Source organism: Methylobacterium ajmalii (assembly GCF_016613415.1).
Taxonomy (GTDB): Bacteria; Pseudomonadota; Alphaproteobacteria; order Rhizobiales; family Beijerinckiaceae; genus Methylobacterium; species Methylobacterium ajmalii.
Genome location: NZ_JACWCT010000071.1, coordinates 1 through 18,014 on the forward strand (window position 1 = coordinate 1; position 18,014 = coordinate 18,014).

Consider the following 18,014-nt stretch of genomic DNA (forward strand, 5'->3'; position numbering starts at 1 on the left):
CCGCTCGCGCGGGCGCTCGACCCCGCGGGGGCGGCGGCCGAGGGCGGAGAGGGTCGGCAACTGGGCCGGGGCGGGCGCGGCGGGCGGGACCGGCTCGGAGAGCGCCGCCGGGTCGGCGAGGGCCGCTGCATCGGCAGCCAGGAGGGCGGCCTCCAGGGGATAGAGCCCGCGGATCATCTTGAGCGCCTCGAACAGGCGCCCGGCCGCCACCAGGGCGTCGGCCGAGGCCAGCCCCTCGCGCAGGGCCGGCTCGCCGGTGGCGGCCAGCAGCCCGTCCCGGATGCCGTCGTAGAGCGCCCGCGCGGCCTGGGCCTTGGCGGGCTCGATCAAGAGGGTCTGCGCCGCGAAGTAGAGCTGGCGCAGCGGCGTCGTCGCCTCCTCGGCCTGGAGGACGTGGCTCTCCAGCAGGAAGGTGGCGTCGTTCATGAGCTCGATCGCCACCTTCCGGTCGACCCGCAGCACGGCGCCGTTGATGTAGATCCGTTCCCCGGCTCGCAGCGACAGGCGCATGGTGCGGCTCACCGCAGCCCGTCGCGGATCGAGGTGTTCACCTCAATCAGCGCCGCGAGGCTGCGCTCGGGCGAGCGCAGAACCTCGCCGGCCTCCTGCATCGTCCAGGCGCCGATCTGCACCAGGTCGGCGCGCAGGGAGGCGGGCAGGGCGTTCTCGGGCTCGAGCAGGTCGGCGATCAGGACGTTCCAGAGCTCCTGCACGAAACCGACGGCCGCGGTCCGCTCCGGGCCGGACAGGCCGCGGGCCTCCACGTCGCGCAGGAGGGTGAGGGCCCGGTCGAAGGCGGCGCGCTCGCGGTCGCGGCCGACCTCCGGGGCGTCCTCCAGGATCTCGGAATAGGAAAAGCGGTACATCGAGCCGATGCCTCGTATGTGTCAGCGCGTGTGGTCGGCGTGGCGCGGCGGGGGGCGCGCTACGAGATGTATTTCAGCAGGGACAGGCCCTGGAGCTGCGCGGTCAGCGAGTACGACATCTGAAGCTGGGTCGTCGCGGCGTTGAGCCGGGTCTTGGCCTCGGCCGGGTCCACGGCCTCCAGGCCGGCGATCTCCTTGGTGACGAGGGCCGACTGCGCGTCGAGCCGGGCGTTGGCGTCGGTGATCCGGGCCTGGGCGCGGCCGAGATCGGCCTGGAGCGACACCAGCCCGGCGCTGCCCTTGCTCAGGAGGCTCATCGCCCGGTTGGAGACGACCGCCTGGGCCTCGGCCGAGAGGCCGGTCATGCCGAGCGACGACACCAGGGCGGCCTCGGCGAGCTGGCGGAACGCCGTCTCGTTGGCGCCGACCGAGGTGGTGACGGTCTCGGTGAGGGAGATCCGGCTGGTGATGGCGGTCGAGGAGGCCTGCGACCAGGTCGTGCCCCAGTTCGGGTCGGCGAACTGCGCCGCGACCGTGCCCTCGAGGAAGCCCTGGATCTGCGCGGCCGTCAGGTCCGCGGTCCGGGCATCCGACGGCGGGAAGCCGAAGGCGCTCTGGAACGCCGCGACCGCGTTGGTCTTGGCGGCCGCCGCCGCGCCGTCGCGGATCGGGCTCGCGCCCGTGTTGGTGCCGGAGAACAGCGACTGGCCGTTCGAGGTGGCATTGAGGAGGCCGGTCAGCGTCGCCAGGGTGTCGTCGGCCGAGGCCGCCATCGCGGCGACGCGCTGGTCGGCGGGCAGCCCGGTCAGGGTGGCGAGCCGGGCGTCGGCCGCCTTCTGCATCTGCTGCAGGTTGGCCTGGCTCGCGTTGATGCGAGAGGCGGTGAGACCGTTGCCGTCCTTGAGGGCGGCGATCTCCGCCGCGCTCTGGCGCAGGGAGAGGCTGCGGCCGACCTGGCCGCCGATCGCGAGGCCGACATCGGCGTAGCGTCCGTCGGCGATCTCCTTGGTGGCGTTCGCGATCTCGGCCTGGAGCCGCCCCGACGCGCTGCGGGGGAGGTTCCACAGGCTGAGGCTGGAGATGTAGCTCGTGGTCATCATGACTGGCAGGGCTCTGTCTCTGGATCGCCGCGAAACCGCCTCACCGCACCGCGGCGAAGAGGGTCTTCAGCAGGTCGTCCACCATGGTCAGGATCTTGGCCGAGGCGGTGTAGGAGCGTTGGAGCTGCAGGATCTGCGCGGTCTCGTCGTCGCCGTTGACGCCGGCGACGTTCGACAGGGCCTCGGTGGCCCGGCCGAGCAGGGTCTTCTGGTAGTCGGCGTCGTTCGACGCGGCCTTGCGGCTCGCCTCGAGCCAGCCGGCGGAATCGGCCGCGAAGCCCGCGAGCGTCGCGGTCTCGCGCAGGGACGGGCCGGGATCGAAGCTGCGCGCCGCGGAAAGCCCGCCGGTGAGCGCGCGCAGGCGCCCGGCATAGCTCGCATCGGTCGAGGGGTTGGCCCGGTAGCCGCTGCCGTTCATGCCGCCATCGCGCAGGAGCGTGACGTCGCCGCCGGCCTGCGGGTCGACCGCGGCGTTGAGGGCGATGCGGCTCGCCAGCCCCGTCTGAGAGGCCGGCAACGCACCGCCGGACACGGCGGTGAACAGGCCGGCCATCGGACCGACATAGGCCGGCGGGCTGCGGGTATCGGCCTCCTGGAACGTGTCGACGAGCGCTCCCGCGATGGCGTCGAGCTGGCCCTGGTAGGCGACGGCCGTCTCGTCGCGCAGGGCCGCGAAGCCGGCGAGCTTGCCGCTGGCGATCCGCATCGGCGAGGTGGCGCCGGTGACCGGAACCCCGTCGACCATGACGGCCGCCCCCTGCGTGCCCGCCGGGAAGCCGGCGCGCGGCGAAAAGCTCACCGTGCGGGCGCCGCGCTCGTAGAGCGGCACGCCGCTGTCGGTGTAGATCGCCATGTCGCCGCCCGACCGGTCGGAGACGGTGATGCCGACCTCCTCGGAGAGCTGCGCCAGGACCCGGTCGCGCGCGTCGAGGCTGTCGCTGATGTCCTGGCCCGCGGCGGTGCCGCGCATCACCGCCCGGTTGGCGGTCTCGAACTGGCCGAGCAGGTCGTTGATCCGCGAGACCGAGTCCGCCATGCCCTGGTCGGCCTGGGACCGGACCTGCTCCACGGCCGAGGCCGCCGCGTTGAGGCTCGCCGCGAGGTCGCGGGCGCTCTCGACCGCGGCCCGGGCGAGGTTGGCGTCGTCCGGGCGGTTGGCGGCGGCCTGCAGCGCCGCGTTGAGGGTGCCGAGCCGGGCGGCCGGCGAGCCGGCCTCGCTGGTGTCGCCCACCGTCTTCGACAGGGCGGTGATGCCGTCGAGGAGGGCCTGGCGCTCGGCGGCGCCCGAGGACGCCGCGAGCTTGCGCATGAACAGGGCCGCGTCGCTCGCCCGGGTGACGACGACGGTGGTCCCGCCGACCCCGCTCACCAGGCTGACGACCTTGCGCGAGTAGCCGGGATCGTTCGCCCCCGCGGTGTTGCGCGCGGAGGCGGCGATCTGGCTCGACGTCGCGAGGAGCGCCGATCGTGCCGAGTCGAGTGCGAGCGAGAGGCCCATCTGTCAGCTCCCGGTGGCCGTGACGGCTACCGCTTCAGGTTCATCAGGGTGTCGAGCATCTCGTTGCCGGTCGTGAACACCTTGGAGTTGGCGGTGTAGACCGACTGCGACTCGATCATCGCGGTCAGCTCGGTGCTGACGTCGACGTTCGACTGCTCGAGGGCGCCGGACTTGATGCCGCCGCGGCCGTTCTGGTTGGCGAAGCCGACCTGGATGTCGCCGGAATCGACGCTGACCTGGTAGACGTTGCCGGAGCGCGGCTGGAGGTTGTCCGGGCTCTTCACGGTGGCGAGCGGCACCTTGAAGGCGGCCAGCCGCGTGCCGTCCTCGAAGGAGGCGTAGACGGTGCCGTCGGCGCCGAACTCGGTGCCGGTCACCGCCGCCGGCGCCTTGCCGTCGGCCTTGCCGTCGATGCTGTAGTCGCCGGCGAGCTGGTTCAGGCCCGAGAAGTCGAGGGTGATGTTTTCGCCGGCGCCGCCCGGGGCGGTGTTGAGGGTGATCGACTTGGCGGTGCCGGTGCCGGCATTCGCGAGCCGGCCCTGCGCGTCGAAGCTGAGCGTCGCGGTGCCGAGCTGGCCGGCGGCCGGCAGGGCCGGGGTGGAGCCGGCCGGGGTCGGGTTGGCGGCGGCGTTGTAGATCGAGGCGGTCCAGGTGCCGCCGGTGTTCTTCGACAGGTAGACGTCGAGGGTCTGGCTCTTGCCGAGCTTGTCGTAGGTCACGAGCGAGTACTTCTTGGCGTACTGGCCGCCGGGCGTCACGGCGCCGTCAAGCGGCAGCTTGCCCGACAGGCTGGCCTCGGTGGTCGGGGTCGCCCGGGTGCTGACCGAGGCGAGGTTGATCGGCACCATGTCGGTGACGCTGTTGAGCGTCGGGTTGGGCTCGCCGTCGAGCAGGCTGTAGCCCATCAGGGTCATGCCGGCGGCGTTGGTGAAGTTGCCGGTGACGCCGTCGACCTTGAAGTTGCCGGCCCGGGTCAGGTAGGGCGCGCCGGACGGGTCCTTGACGACGAAGAAGCCGTTGCCGTTGATCGCGAGGTCGGACTTCGAGGTCGTGGCGTTGAGGGTGCCGCCCTCGGTCACCGACCGGCGCACCTTGGTCTCAACCGAGCCCGAGTTGTAGTTGCCGCCGGCGCTGTCGGCGATCAGCAGCGACGAGAACTCCGCCGAGCTGCGCTTGTAGCCCGTCGTGCCGGAATTCTGGATGTTCTCCGCCACCGTCGAGATGCGGTTCGACTGGGCGTTCATGCCGGAGACGCCGGAGCGGAGCACGCCGATGAGACTCATTGCGGGACCTCGTTCGTCAGGATGCGGGGCCGGACTTGCCGGGCAGCGGGGTTCTGGTGGTCGGGCGCGGGCGGACGGGCCGCCTGCGGCAGGGTTTCGGCCGGAATAGACCCGCGCAGGCTTGCGCGGGGCTTGGAGGGGAGCGCCACGAGGCGCGGGAGCCGGGTTGCCATCGCGCGTCAGCCCCGCAGCGACTGGGCGAGCTCGAGGAACGCGTCCTGGCTCGCGGGCTGGGACGGGTCCTGGCGCAGGGCGTCGTAGATCCGCGGCACGAGGCCGATCGCCTGGTCGAGCTCCGGGTCGGTCCCGGCGCGGTAGCCGCCCATCAGGCGCAGGTCGCGGGTCTCCTCGAACCGGGCCATCATCGCCCGGAGCTTGCGGATCAGGTCGCGCTGCTCGGGCGTCCAGACCTCGGTGGCGAGCCGCGAGATCGAGCCGAGGAGGTCGACCGCCGGGTAGCGGCCCTGCTCGGCGATGGCCCGGTCGAGGACGACGTGGCCGTCGAGCGTGCCGCGGATGCTGTCGGCGACGGGATCGTTGTGGTCGTCGCCGTCGACCAGCACCGAGAACACCCCCGTGATGGTGCCGCGGCCCTCCAGCCCCGGGCCCGCCCGCTCGAGCAGGCGCGGCAGGTCGGAGAAGACGCTCGGCGGATAGCCGCGGGCCACCGCCGGCTCGCCGGCCGCCAGCGCCACGTCGCGGGCGGCGTGGGCGTAGCGGGTCACCGAATCGACGATGAGCAGCACCGATTCGCCGCGGTCGCGGAAGGATTCGGCCACCGCCAGCGCCACCTTCGGCGCCTGGCGGCGCATCATCGGGCTCTCGTCGCCGGTCGAGACCACCACGACGGCACGGGCACGGCTCGGCGCCAGCGCGCCCTCCAGGAACTCGCGCACCTCGCGCCCGCGCTCGCCCACCAGGGCGACCACGACGCTGTCGAAGCCGGTGGCGCCGGCCAGCATGGCGAGCAGCGTCGACTTGCCGACGCCGGAACCGGCGAAGATGCCGATGCGCTGGCCGGCGCAGAGAGGGGTGAAGAGGTCGAGCGCCCGGACGCCGGTGCGCAGGGGCGCGCGCACCCGGGCGCGGCCGAGGGCCGCCGGCGGGTCGGCGTCGAGGGGGCTGGCGCGCTCGCCGTGGACGAGGGGGCCTGCTCCGTCGACCGGGCGCCCGAGGGCGTCGATGACCCGGCCCTTCCAGCTCGGGTCGGGCCGCAGCTCCGCCGGGCCGAGGCGGCGGGCGAGCGTGCCGATCCCGGCCTCGATCCGGCTCTCGTAGGCCTTCAGCGTCGCGCCCTCGGCATCGACCCGGACGATCTCGCCGACCTGCTCGCGGCCGCCGGCCTCGAAGGCCATGCGGTCGCCCAGGCGCACGAAGGGCGAGACGCCGCCGATCCGGCAGGCACTGGCGGTGACCTCGCGGATCGGGCCGCCGATCCGCACCAGCGCGCCGTCCTGGCGGGCGGCCGCCATCGTCTCGGCGAGGCGCGCGAGCGGATCGGCCGCCATCCTAGCTGCCCTGCGGCGAGAGCGACTTCACGGCGCTCTGGAGGGAGGATTCGGCCTCCGCGGTCGCGGTGGCGGCGCTCTCGAAGGCGCGCTGGATGGTGATGAGCTTCGTCATCTCCATGATCGGGTTGACGTTCGAGCCCTCGACGTAGCCCTGGACCACCCCGATGCCGGTGAAGTCCTGGACCGGGCGCGCCGGCAGGCTGGAGGTCACGGCGTTGCCGGGCGCCCGGGTCAGCGTCGCCTTCTTGTCGAGGATGAAGACGCCCAGCGCCCCGACCTGGTTGGTACCCTGGAAGATGCTGCCGTCGCGGCCGATCGTCGGGGGGCCTTGCTGCGGATCGAGGAGCAGCGGCGAGCCGCCCGGATCGAGCACCGGCTGTCCGGTGAGGCTGCGCAGCTGGCCGGTAGCGTCCATCGTCAGGCGCCCGTCGCGGGTATAGGCGGGGCCGGACTGGCCGCCGATGGCGAGCCAGGCATCGCCCTGCAGCGCGACGTCGAGGGGCGAGTCGGTCTTCGAGATCGGGCCGGAGGCCCGCGACAGGTAGGTGTCGCCGGAATTGACGAAGGCCACCGCACCCTTGGTCGCCTGGGCGAGGAGCGCCGAGAACTTCGTCTCCTCGGCCCGGTAGCCCGCCGTCGACATGTTGGCGACGTTGTTGGCGGTGGTGGTCAGGCGCTTGTCGAGGGCGACCTGGGCCGACAGGTTGACGTAGAGGCTGTTCTGCATCGCCGCCTCACCCCTGGCCGTTGCTGAACAGCGCCAGGATCGGGTCCGTGGCGGTGTTGTTCTGCGCGTCCCAGATCGCCGCGAAGCGGCGGGCGAAGGCCTCGACCTTGGCCGGGTCCTGGAAGCTCGCGAAGTCGACCTTCGAGGAGATGAGCTTGGCCCGCACCGTCAGGGCGTCGGTGGTGGTGGCGCTGCTCGTCGCCGGCAGGCCGATCACCGTGTTGACGACCTGGGTCAGGGCGGGGTCGCTCAGGATGTCGTAGCCGCTGTTGAGGCCCGGCGCCTTGCGGGCGAAGTAGAGGGCGAGGCGCACGCCGGTATCCTGGGCGCCGGCATCCGCTTCGAGGCTCTGCTGCAGGTAGGCGTCGACCACCGCCTGGACATTGGCGCCAGGCGGCAGGTCGGTGCCGTTGCCGATGTCGACCGCATTCTGGCCGGCGCCGGACAGAGGCGCGTTGGTGACGCTCAGGGTGCGGACCTTGCCGCCCGCGGCGTAGATCGTGTCGGCGTTGACGCCGTCGCCGCCCGGCGCCCCGTCGAAGCCGTAATCGGTGTAGTCGGTGGTCTCGAAGAACAGGTTGCCGTTGACGCCGATGCCGACCTGCACCTTGCCCATCAGCCCGTCGGCGCCCGAGGCGCCGATCTGGGCGCTGATCGCCTGGCCGAGCTCGGTCGGGGTGACGTTGGCGAGGTCGGCGACCTTGCCGGCGAGGGCGGCTCGGTTGAGCACGATGGTGGCGGACTTCGTCGTTCCCGCATCGACCTGGGACGAGAGCGTGAAGCGCGCCTCGTTGGTGCCGGAGAAGTCGTAGGTCGTGGCGAGCGCGCCCGGCAGGGAGAGCCGGGCGGCGACCGCCGGGACCGGCGCCTGGCCTTCCTTCAACACCCCGTCGATGCCGGCCGCCGAGGGGCCGGGCGCGAAGTCGAAGGCCTTGGCGAAGGCGACGTAGCGGTCGTCGGCCAGACGGTTGGCGAAGGCAGCGGAGGAATCCGTGCCCTCGGTCAGGACCTTGCGCATGAACGCCTTGGCGTAGCCCATGTCCTCGAGGCCGAAGGCCTTGACGGCGTAGTTGTAGAGGCGGGTATCGGCCATGAAGTCGTCGATCGACTTCACCTTGCCGATGTTGGCCTGGTAATAGGCGGTGTCGCGGGCCACGATCGGCTCCGCGCCCTTGCGCTGCAGCGAGGTCGCGAGATTTCGCGACAGCAGCATGTAGCTCGTGAGAGTCGTCACGGATCAGCTCTCCGGCCCGTCGGCCCGGTGGGCGGGGTGCCTGGCCGCAGCGGCACGAAGCCCCGATGAGGCCTCCGCTCTAGGCGGACACGCTTGCTCGGGGCTTGCCACCCGGCCGAAGGCTCGCCGCGCCGCGCTCACAGCGGGGTCGGTCCGATGATGGTCTCGGTGGTGATGACGATCCAGCCGGCGCCGGTGCTGCGGATCGACAGCACCCGGCCGCCCCCCGGCAGCACCGAGCCGACGGCGATCTGGTGGAGGCCGTCGCGCCCTTCCACCACGGCCTGGCCGGCGCCGGCTCGGCGCAGGACGAAGCCGGATTGCGGCGGTGCCGCCGGCACGACGAGGCCCGGGCCCTGGGCCGGGGCGGCGGGGGAGGACGGTGTCGGCGGGGCGTCCGGCAGCGAGCCGGTGATCACCGGGTCGAGGTCGATCTCGGGCTGGGCGGCGGGCGTCGCGATCCGCCGCCAGGTGAACGGCCCGGCGCTCGCCGGCAGCACCTCGCGCACGTCGTAGGGCCGCGTCGGCTGGGACAGGGTGTAGCCGGCAAAGCCCGTCGCGGTGAGCGCCAGCAGGATGGCGGCGCCGAACACGCCCCGCTCGGTCGCGGCCTCCCGGGCCCGGCGGCGGGCGATCAGGCCCGCGATCGGGCTCGGCGGCGCGGGACGCTCGAGCGCCGGACGCCTAGGAGCGGCCCCTTTGGGAGCGGCCCCTTTGGGAGCGGCCCCTTTGGGAGCACCCCCGGTGGGGGCGGGACGCTGGGATGTGGCCGGGGCTGCGGGCATGGCCGGGATCGATCGGATGGTGGATGGCTAACGAGACATGAAGGAACAGGCTTTATGACCGGTTAACGCGAGCGGCCGGGCGCGTCCCGGCTTTGCGCCGCGGCCGGAACGCCGTAAGCGTGGCGGAAGGGGCGTCGCGGCCCGGAAGCGGGGAGACCATGGCCGACCGACCGGAGACCGATCGCCCCGGCCCTCACGTGCCGAAACTCGACGACGGTCGCGGATCCGAGCCGATCCCCCGCGCGGGCCGGCGCCACCGCGTGATCCAGCAGGGGCGGATCGTCCTCGGGCCCGACCGGCTCGTGGCGTGCGAGATCGCCGACCTCTCGGCCGCCGGCGCGCGGCTGCGCGTGCCCGCCCGTTTCACCCTGCCGGAGACGTTTCCGCTCGTGATCGCCGCCCACGAGCTGCGCACGGTCGAGGTCCGCCTGCGCTGGCGCCGGGGGGATTTCGCCGGGGTGACGTTCGAGGGGGCGGGGGCCTATATCGGCTGAACCCCGATGGAGCACTCTCCGGACGTCCTTCCGGGCCCCGCTGGCGCGGCGCCGGGACGGCTCGGAGGGTTCAGCCGTCCGTGGGGAGGTTCGCTCTCCGGGGGGAGAGCGGATGGGGGTCGTCCTTCACGGGGGCCGGGATGGCGGCACCACCACGCCAAGGCGCGCCGACGGTCCTTCGCCCCGGCCGTGAGCCGTGCCGGCCGGACGGGTGCGGGCCGGCTCGTGCGGCTCAGCCCTTGCGCTGCGCCTTCATGTAGCTGGTGATCGCGGCCTGGCAGTTCTGCGACAGCTTCGCCTTGTTCTGGCGGAAGCAGGCCTGCACCTCGGGACCGTCCGGCGCGAAGTTCCCGCAATAGGTCAGGTAATCGCCGGTGCAGTACTGCTTGAGCACCGCGCGGTCGACCACGACGGGTTCGGCGAGGGCCGCGCCCGTCGTGAGGACGAGGAGGAGGGTGGAGCGCAGGAGCACGGATGATCTCCGGGGGGAGCGAGGGGGGGCGGGTCGCGGGCGGACGGTCCCGGCCATGGGCGCGTGCCCCGGCCGATGGCGTCCCATAGCATTCCTGTGGGCGCGGGCAACCTGGCGGCAGGTCAAGCCCGAGATGTCGCGACAGACGAGGACCGCGCGGCCGAGACCGGCGCGGCCCTCGTCTGTCGCTGAATCGCCCCGCGTCAAGACGACGGCGCGGTGGAGCCCGCCGGAACCGCCCGGTGACGGAGGGGAGGAACGCTCAGAGGCGGCTCAGCTGCACCCGGGCGACGCCCGAGATTCCGATCGCGCGGGCCGAGGCCTGGGACAGGTCGATCACCCGGCCGCCGACATACGGGCCGCGGTCGTTGATGCGGACCACGACGGAGCGGCCGTTCGACGTGTTGGTCACCCGGACCCGGGTGCCGAAGGGGAGGCGGCGGTGAGCCGCCGTGAGGGCGTGCGTGTTGAAGCGCTCGCCGTTGGCAGTGCGCCGGCCCTGAAATCCGGGACCGTACCAGGAGGCACGACCGGACTGGGCTTCGGCGGGCGTGCTGGCTTGTAACGTCACCCCGGCGGCACCCGCGAGAGCGAGACCGACGATCGCCAGCTTTGCCTTCGAAACCATTTCGCATTCCCGTTCTTGTTGCTTGACGCGGCGCAACATAGAACCGAACGAGGCGACATTATGGAACAGTCAAAATCGAGAATACTTTGCGCATATTCGCGCCGACCGATTACGGGAACCGAGCGGGTTTACGAACGTTAACAGTCTTCGCTCGTCGACCGGGGATCGAGCGTGGCCGTGGCAGGTGCCACCTTGCGGCCAAGGTTCCCGCCCCCGGGACCCCGCTTGCCGGACCTCCCGCGGGCGGGAACATCCGTCTCACGGCGCGCGCGTGGCACGCAGGCCGATGCGGATCAGGTCGGCGAGGGTGCGGGCGCCGAGCTTGCGGCGCAGCTGCGTGCAGGCATTGGCGATGGTCTTGTAGCTGAGGCCCAGTTCCTCGGCGATCGCCCCGTGCGAGCGCCCGGCGCCGAGCCGCTCGAGGATCTGCCGCTCGCGCGGGGTGAGGGGCGGGGCAGCCGGCGCCTCGCGGCGCAGCCGGTCGACCTCGGCGGCGAGGGAGGGCGCCACGTAGGTGCCGCCGTCGCGCACCCGCTCGAAGGCGATGTGCAGCTCCATCGAGGCGGTGTCCTTGAGGACGTAGCCGGTCGCCCCGCTCTCGATCGCCCGGACGGCGATCTCCGGGTCGTCGTGCATGCTGAACACCAGGATGCGGGTCTCGGGCGCCACCGAGCGGATCCGCCGGATCAGCGCCAGGCCGCTGAGCGCGGCGCCCTGGAAGGTCAGGTCGGCGACCACGAGGTCCGGGCGGTGGCGGCGGAAGCGGCGATAGCCGGCGGCGATGCCGGTGGCCTCGTGCACGGTCTCGACGCCGGCATCCTCCAGCACGCGGCGGCAGCCCTGCAGCACGATCGGATGGTCGTCGACGACGAGGACGTTCACGGGTGCGGTCCTTCGGGGGGAGGGACCCGCGGCGGCGCCGCGGGCCCGGTCACGGTCAGTTGGTCGGCTCGCCGGCCGCGACCTTGGCGGTCCAGTCGTCGAAGGCGACGACGGCCTGGCGCTGCTCGCCGAGGCCGGCGATGCCGAGGCTGACGACGTCGCCGGACTTGAGGTAGCGCGGCGGCTTCATGCCCATGCCGACGCCGGGCGGCGTGCCGGTGGTGATGACGTCGCCGGGCTCGAGCAGCATGAAGTGCGACAGGTAGGAGACGATCTGGCGCACGTCGAAGATCATCGTGCGGGTCGAGCCGGTCTGCATCCGCTCGCCGTTCACGTCGAGCCACATGTCGAGGTTCTGCACGTCGCCGACCTCGTCGGGGGTGACGAGCCAGGGCCCGAGGGGGCCGAAGGTCGGGCAGCCCTTGCCCTTGGTCCAGGTGCCGCCGCGCTCGAGCTGGAACTCGCGCTCGGAGACGTCGTGGCAGACGCAATAGCCGGCGACGTAGTCGAGCGCCTCGTTGGCGTGGACGTAGGAGGCCCGCTTGCCGATGACGATGGCGAGCTCGACCTCCCAGTCGGTCTTGGCCGAGCCCTTGGGCAGGATCACGGTGTCGTTCGGGCCGACGATGCAGGACGGCGCCTTGTTGAACAGGATCGGCTCGGCGGGGATCGGCGAGCCGGTCTCGGCGGCGTGGTCGGCGTAGTTGAGGCCGATGGCGATGAAGTTGCGCACCTGGCCGACGCAGGCGCCGAGCCGCGTGCCGGCCGGCACCTCCGGCAGGGTCGCCGCATCGATCCGGCGCAGGTTCGCCAGGGTGTCGGCGGCGAGGAAGGGGCCGGCGATGTCGCGGACCACGCCCGACAGGTCGCGGATCGCCCCCGCGGCGTCGATCAGGCCCGGCTTCTCCGCCCCGCTCTCGCCCCAGCGTACAAGCTTCATCGGCCGTCTCCCCCTGTCCATCCGAGCCTGAGGCCCGTCGGGCCGGGACATTGGCGCCGGTGCGCCGCCGTCGCAAGCCGATACGCCCGCGTCCGCGGCATCGCCCCGTTGCAGTTTCGTCACATCTGAGGCGAAACCGTGTCGGACGCGGCCGCCGCGCGCCGATCCGGGCGTCCACGCTATACACGCGACGCCAAGAGACAACGACTGAATTCCCAGACATCTCTTCCATCGACTCGCTCTTGTCTGACCGATGCGAGAGATCGTCTTGAGGACATGACCGGCGACCGGCGACCCGGCGGGATTGCGCAGCCCCTGCCTGCTGCCGCATCATTCCGCTCAAGCTGCGGGCGTCTGGAAGCCGCGCGGCATCGCTTACGAATTCGGGGTCGAGGTAACGTCATGACGGGTTTGAGGAGGACGGCGCTGCTGGCCGGCGCCTCGGTGGCATTGCTGGCGGGGGCCAGCGGGGCCGCGCAGGCGGGGGCGTTCGGCCTGCGCGAGCAGAGCGCCCAGGCGATGGGCCTCGCCTTCGCGGGTGCCGCCGCCGGCTCCGGCGGCCTGTCGTCGATGTTCTGGAACCCGGCCGTCGTCACGATGAAGCCGGGCTGGAACTCGGACTTCAACGCCACCCTGGTCGCCCCCTCGGCCCGGATCACGCCGACCACCGGCACCTTCCCGCCGCTCATCGGGCTCGGCGAGTCGGGCGATATCGGCCAGGCGGCGGTGCTGCCGGCGACGTACTCGAACTACCAGATCAACGACCGGCTCTATCTCGGCCTGTCCGGCGCCGCGCCGTTCGGCCTCATCACCAAGCCGAACCAGGTCTGGGCCGGCCAGACCTACAGCCGCTCGTCCAAGATCTTCACCCTGAACTTCAACCCGGTGATCGGCTACAAGGTCAACGACTGGCTGTCGGTCGCGGCCGGCCCGGTGCTGGAATACTTCAAGCTCACCCTGCGCCAGGCCACCGGCATCACGCCGCTGGCGAACTCCGCCTTCCTCAAGGGCGACGACTGGGCCTGGGGCTTCACGGCCGGCGTGGTGGCGCGGCTCTCGGAGGGGACCACGGTCGGCGTCGGCTACCGCTCGTCGATCAACCACCGGATCGAGGGCTCGGCCTTCGGCATCGGTCAGGTCCGTGCCAGCCTCAACACCCCCGAGAAGGTCTCGGTCGGCCTGACGCAGGCGATCACCCGGGACTTCCGCCTGAACTTCGGCTTCGAGTGGGACAACTGGACCCGCATCGGCTCGCCGGCGATCGTCTCGGTGGCGCTCGGCCGGCCGGTGACGGCCCTGCCGCTCAACTACAAGAACGGCTTCTACTACTCGCTCGGCGCCGAGTACGACTTCACCCCGCAATGGACCGGCCGCGTCGGCGTCGCCTACGAGCAGTCGCCGATCGACAACTCGAACCGCTCGACCCGCCTGCCCGACGGCGACCGCTACTTCGCGTCGGTCGGCGCCAGCTACCGCTACAGCGAGAAGATCCAGTTCGACGTCTCCTACCAGCACCTGTTCGCCGCCGGCCGCAACCGGATCGCGCTGGTGCCGGGCGAGCCGCTCTACACCGCGCCGCTGGCCTTCCTGGCCACCACCGACGCCAGCGCCGACATCGTCTCGGTCGGCCTGAAGTACCGCTGGGACAACCCGCCGGCCCCGGCGCCGATCCCGGTGCCGCTGGTGCGCAAGTACTGAAACCCAACCACCGTCAAGAGAAAGGCCCCCGGGAGGATCTCCCGGGGGCCTTTCTCGTCTCACGCCTTTTCGAGCACGTAGGTCCCTGGCGCCGCCCCGAGCGAAGGCAGCACCCCGCCGCCGGGCCGGCGCGCCGGCACCCGCTCGTTGTTCTGGTGCTCGAGCCAGGAGAGCCAGTAGGGCCACCACGAGCCCGGATGTTCGGTCGCCGCCGCGATCCAGTCCTGGAGCGAGCCGTAGGCCGGACCGCCGGTCCAGTACTGGTACTTGGGCTTGGCCGGCGGGTTGACCACGCCGGCGATGTGGCCCGAGCCCGCCAGCACGTAGTCGACGGTACCGCCGAAGGCGCGGCAGCCCTCGAAGACCGAGAGGGCCGGGGCGATGTGGTCCTCGCGGGTCGCGAGGTTGAAGACGGGCGCGGTCACCTTGCCGAGGTCGAGGCGCACGTTGCCGAGCACCATCTCGCCGCGCGACAGCTTGTTGTCGAGGTAGCAGTTGCGCAGGTAGAACGAGTGGTTGGCGGCCGGCATCCGGGTCGCGTCGGAGTTCCAGTACAGCAGGTCGAAGGGCAGCGGCGCCTTGCCCTTCAGGTAGTTGTTGACGACGTAGGGCCAGATCAGGTCGTTGGGTCGCAGCATGTTGAAGGCGTTGGCCATCTTGGCGCCTTCGAGGTAGCCGCGGTCCTTCATGCCGGCCTCGATCGAGCGGATCTGGGCCTCGTCGACGAAGACCTTGAGGTCGCCGGCATGGGTGAAGTCGACCTGGGTTGTCAGGAAGGTGGCGCTGGCGATGCGGTCGTCGCCCACCGCCGCCATGTAGGCCAGGCTCACGGCGAGCAGCGTGCCGCCGACGCAGTAGCCCACCGCCGAGACCTGGCGTTCGCCGGTCGCCTGCTCGATCGCTTCGAGCGCCGAGAAGACGCCCTCGCGCATGTAGCTCTCGAAGTCCTTCGAGGCGTGGCGCGCATCCGGGTTGACCCAGGAGATCACGAACACCGTCAGGCCTTGGGCGACCGCCCAGCCGATGTAGCTCTTGTCCTTGTTCAGATCGAGGATGTAGAACTTGTTGATCCAGGGCGGCACGATCAGGAGCGGGCGCTTGAGCACCGTCTCGGTCTGCGGCGCGTACTGGATCAGCTCGATCAGGTCGTTGCGGAAGATCACCTCGCCCGGCGTGCTCGCCATGTTGACGCCGACCTTGAACTGGCCCGGATCGGTCTGGCGCACGCGCAATTCGCCGCCGCCGGCCTCGACGTCCTCGGCCAGCATCTTCATGCCGCGCACCAGGTTGGCGCCGTTCTCCCGAAACGTCTCGCGCAGGAGCTCGGGGTTCGTCGCGAGGAAGTTCGACGGCGACATCGCGCCGGAGATCTGCCGGACGTAGAACTGCGCCTTGGCGCGGGTGTGGTCGTCGAGCCCCTCGGCCTCGTCGACCATGATCTCGGCCCACCGCGTGGTGATGAGGTAGCCCTGCTTCAGGAAGTCGAAGACCGGGTTCGTCGTCCATTCGGGGGCGGCGAAGCGCTTGTCCTTGGGATCGGGCAGGGCCACGGGGGTGACCGTCTCGCCCTGCATCCGCTGCAGGGTCGAGCCCCACAGGGCCAGGAACTGGCCGCCGATCAGGCTCTGGGCCTCCATCGCCTTCTGGGGGTCGGTGAACCACTTCTCCGCCACGGTGCCGAGCGTGCGCACGACCTCGGTCACCGACTCGGCGAGCGCCGCGTTCGGCTTGCCCTCCTCGAGGGGCTTGGCGTAGGCGGCGAGCGCCCGGCTGAACTGCTCGGTCATCAGGCCCGCGTTGCGCGACAGGGCCTCCATGTCCGCAACGGGGACTTCAGCGACCGGGACCTTCGCAGTCGGCGCCGCACCTCGTTCAGAAGACGTCACGCGCACTCTCCTCCCGTATTGTGGCCGGCTTCGGCGAGCCGCCTTTCCGACAAGATATCGTCCCAAACCGCCGGTTGCGCCAGATGACCGGACCCGGTTTCCTCACCGCCACGCTGCCCTCGCGCAAGGTTCTCGCCCGTCCATGCCCGTCTTCCCCGTTGTTTCGCCCCGCCTCGCCGCCGCCGCCGCGCTCGTCGTCACCTGCTTGTCCGCCGGGGGCTGCGTCCTCGACGGGGCCGGCATCCGCGACGCCGCCAAGTCGGCGGGCCTCGGCCCCAAGGAGGTGGCCGCGCCCGACTTCGTCGAGAAGTCCCGCCGCGGCGGCGGCGACTTCCTGCCCGTCGGCGTCTCGGCCCCGCCTCGCGAAACTCGCGCCAAGTCGGCCGCCGGCGTGAAGGCGCTCGAGGCCGAGCTCGACGCCAGCCGCCAGCGCAACGAGGCGCGGGGCCGCGATGCCGCCAAGGTCGGCGGCGCGGTCAAGCCGCCGGCCCCGCCCAAGGTGCCGCCCGCCGAGTGACGCCCCGGGTGACGAAGGGGGAGCGACACCGCCGGGTGAGGCTTAAGTCCCAGGGCGGCGGCACCCCGGCGAATCTTCCTCTCGCCCCAAAACCCCTCTAGACAGCGTATGTGACACGCGCGTCGCAGCGGCGGCGCCGATCCAGGACCCGGCCATGACCGATTTTCACCGCATCAAGCGACTGCCCCCCTACGTCTTCGAGCAGGTCAACCGGATCAAGGCCGCCGCCCGCGCCAACGGCGCCGACATCATCGACCTCGGCATGGGCAACCCGGACCTCGACGCGCCCCGCCACGTGATCGAGAAGCTGGTCGAGACCGCCGGCAAGCCGCGCACCGACCGCTACTCGGCCTCGAAGGGCATCGCGGGCCTGCGCCGCGCCCAGGCGAACTACTACCAGCGCCGCTTCGGCGTCTCGCTCAATCCCGACACGCAGGTTGTGGCCACCCTCGGCTCCAAGGAAGGCTTCGCCAACATGGCGCAGGCCATCACGGCGCCGGGCGACGTGGTGCTGGTGCCCAACCCGAGCTACCCGATCCACGCCTTCGGCTTCCTGATGGCGGGCGGCGTGGTCCGCTCGGTCCCGGCCGAGCCGACCCCGGCCTTCTTCCCGGCGGCCGAGCGGGCGATGCAGCACTCGATCCCCAAGCCCGTGGCGATGGTGGTCTGCTATCCCTCGAACCCGACCGCCTACGTCGCCTCCCTCGACTTCTACCGCGACCTCGTCGCCTTCGCGAAGAAGCACGAGCTGATCCTGCTCTCCGACCTCGCCTACGCCGAGGTCTATTTCGACGATCACAACCCGCCGCCCTCCGTACTGCAGGTGCCGGGCGCGATCGACGTGGCGGTGGAGTTCACCTCGCTGTCGAAGACCTTCTCGATGGCCGGCTGGCGGATGGGCTTCGCCGTCGGCAACGAGCGGCTGCTGGCGGCGCTGACGCGGGTGAAGTCCTACCTCGATTACGGCGCCTTCACGCCGATCCAGGTCGCCGCCACCGCGGCGCTGAACGGCCCGGAGGACTGCATCCACGAGATGCGCGCCACCTATCGCCGCCGCCGCGACGCGATGGTCGACGCCTTCCAGAAGACCGGCTGGGACATCCCGGTCCCGTCCGCGTCGATGTTCGCCTGGGTGCCGATCCCGGAGCGCTTCCGCAGCCTCGGCAGCCTGGAATTCTCGAAGCTTCTGGTCGAGAAGGCCGACGTGGCGGTGGCGCCGGGCATCGGCTTCGGCGAGCACGGCGACGAGTACGTCCGCATCGCGCTGGTCGAGAACGAGCAGCGCATCCGCCAGGCGGCCCGCAACATCCGCCGCTTCTTCGACAACGCCGACCGCACCCTGCACAACGTCGTGCCGATGCAGAAGGTCGGCTGATCCGGCGGCTTGTGGCCGGGGGGCGACAGGGGAGGCGCAATCGCATCCCCGTGTCGTCGCCTCGGCCGCGCCCTGGGTTGATCCGGGCGGGACGGGGCGTCAGGGTGCGGCCAAGGTT

18 protein-coding genes and 1 pseudogene are annotated in these 18,014 nt (G+C 71.6%); 4 read left to right on the forward strand and 15 right to left on the reverse strand.

Translation table 11 applies throughout. From position 1 onward, the window contains the following. From flbT to HPY23_RS13195, 10 genes and pseudogenes are all read right to left on the reverse strand, one after another. On the reverse strand, positions 1-510 hold a 510-nt coding region (flbT, locus tag HPY23_RS13155; protein WP_210346957.1), incomplete at its 3' end, for a flagellar biosynthesis repressor FlbT. 8 nt (positions 511-518) lie between these two features. Further along, on the reverse strand, positions 519-866 hold the full coding sequence (flaF, locus tag HPY23_RS13160) for a flagellar biosynthesis regulator FlaF (protein ID WP_060846116.1): 348 nt from the start codon (positions 864-866) through the stop codon (positions 519-521). 59 nt (positions 867-925) lie between these two features. Further along, the gene (locus HPY23_RS13165; protein WP_175540046.1) at positions 926-1,966 is read right to left on the reverse strand and encodes a flagellar hook-associated family protein; all 1,041 of its coding nucleotides are present in this window, start codon (positions 1,964-1,966) and stop codon (positions 926-928) included. 40 nt (positions 1,967-2,006) lie between these two features. Then, on the reverse strand, positions 2,007-3,464 hold the full coding sequence (gene flgK / locus HPY23_RS13170) for a flagellar hook-associated protein FlgK (protein WP_091889585.1): 1,458 nt from the start codon (positions 3,462-3,464) through the stop codon (positions 2,007-2,009). A gap of 26 nt (positions 3,465-3,490) precedes the next feature. Further along, positions 3,491-4,747: a flagellar hook protein FlgE gene (locus HPY23_RS13175; protein ID WP_091889587.1), complete on the reverse strand. Its 1,257-nt coding sequence runs from the start codon at positions 4,745-4,747 to the stop codon at positions 3,491-3,493. A 179-nt stretch (positions 4,748-4,926) separates the two neighbouring features. Continuing rightward, a complete protein-coding gene (gene fliI, locus HPY23_RS13180; RefSeq protein WP_060846112.1) occupies positions 4,927-6,255 on the reverse strand; it encodes a flagellar protein export ATPase FliI in 1,329 nt (442 codons plus the stop codon). A gap of 1 nt (position 6,256) precedes the next feature. Beyond that, positions 6,257-6,985: a flagellar basal-body rod protein FlgF gene (gene flgF, locus HPY23_RS13185; protein WP_060846111.1), complete on the reverse strand. Its 729-nt coding sequence runs from the start codon at positions 6,983-6,985 to the stop codon at positions 6,257-6,259. 7 nt (positions 6,986-6,992) lie between these two features. Continuing rightward, a complete protein-coding gene (locus HPY23_RS33855; RefSeq protein WP_329618816.1) occupies positions 6,993-7,601 on the reverse strand; it encodes a DUF1217 domain-containing protein in 609 nt (202 codons plus the stop codon). Between the two features lie 273 nt (positions 7,602-7,874). Further along, positions 7,875-8,198: pseudogene (locus HPY23_RS33860) on the reverse strand (DUF1217 domain-containing protein); the annotation flags it as partial. 158 nt (positions 8,199-8,356) lie between these two features. After that, positions 8,357-8,812: a hypothetical protein gene (locus HPY23_RS13195; protein WP_091889591.1), complete on the reverse strand. Its 456-nt coding sequence runs from the start codon at positions 8,810-8,812 to the stop codon at positions 8,357-8,359. Positions 8,813-9,162: 350 nt separating this feature from the next. Between HPY23_RS13195 and HPY23_RS13200 the strand changes: the two genes are divergently transcribed. Beyond that, positions 9,163-9,498 (forward strand): PilZ domain-containing protein, encoded by a 336-nt coding sequence (locus HPY23_RS13200; protein WP_091889593.1) that lies wholly within the window; start codon positions 9,163-9,165, stop codon positions 9,496-9,498. A 232-nt stretch (positions 9,499-9,730) separates the two neighbouring features. Here the strand turns inward: HPY23_RS13200 and HPY23_RS13205 are convergent, their stop codons facing one another. The 4 genes from HPY23_RS13205 to HPY23_RS13220 form a co-directional block, all read right to left on the reverse strand. After that, complete coding sequence (locus HPY23_RS13205; RefSeq protein ID WP_060846109.1) at positions 9,731-9,970, reverse strand: hypothetical protein; 240 nt, start codon at positions 9,968-9,970, stop codon at positions 9,731-9,733. Positions 9,971-10,232: 262 nt separating this feature from the next. After that, positions 10,233-10,598, reverse strand: a complete 366-nt coding sequence (locus HPY23_RS13210; RefSeq protein WP_060846107.1) for a septal ring lytic transglycosylase RlpA family protein — start codon at positions 10,596-10,598, stop codon at positions 10,233-10,235. 258 nt (positions 10,599-10,856) lie between these two features. Then, complete coding sequence (locus tag HPY23_RS13215) at positions 10,857-11,480, reverse strand: response regulator (protein WP_060846106.1); 624 nt, start codon at positions 11,478-11,480, stop codon at positions 10,857-10,859. A 55-nt stretch (positions 11,481-11,535) separates the two neighbouring features. Continuing rightward, entirely contained in the window at positions 11,536-12,420 is an 885-nt protein-coding gene (locus HPY23_RS13220) for a fumarylacetoacetate hydrolase family protein (RefSeq protein WP_060846105.1), read from the reverse strand. A gap of 402 nt (positions 12,421-12,822) precedes the next feature. On the opposite strand from HPY23_RS13220, the gene HPY23_RS13225 reads away from it, so the two are divergent. Then, positions 12,823-14,118 (forward strand): OmpP1/FadL family transporter, encoded by a 1,296-nt coding sequence (locus HPY23_RS13225; protein ID WP_060846104.1) that lies wholly within the window; start codon positions 12,823-12,825, stop codon positions 14,116-14,118. A gap of 59 nt (positions 14,119-14,177) precedes the next feature. Here HPY23_RS13225 and phaC read toward each other — a convergent pair whose 3' ends face one another. Further along, on the reverse strand, positions 14,178-15,935 hold the full coding sequence (gene phaC, locus HPY23_RS13230) for a class I poly(R)-hydroxyalkanoic acid synthase (RefSeq protein ID WP_091889595.1): 1,758 nt from the start codon (positions 15,933-15,935) through the stop codon (positions 14,178-14,180). A gap of 211 nt (positions 15,936-16,146) precedes the next feature. Here phaC and HPY23_RS13235 point away from each other — a divergent pair, with 211 nt between their 5' ends. Further along, entirely contained in the window at positions 16,147-16,521 is a 375-nt protein-coding gene (locus tag HPY23_RS13235; protein WP_091889597.1) for a hypothetical protein, read from the forward strand. A gap of 154 nt (positions 16,522-16,675) precedes the next feature. Further along, positions 16,676-17,896, forward strand: coding sequence for an LL-diaminopimelate aminotransferase (locus HPY23_RS13240; protein WP_060846101.1), 1,221 nt, complete (start codon positions 16,676-16,678; stop codon positions 17,894-17,896). The last annotated feature ends 118 nt before the right edge of the window (positions 17,897-18,014 follow it).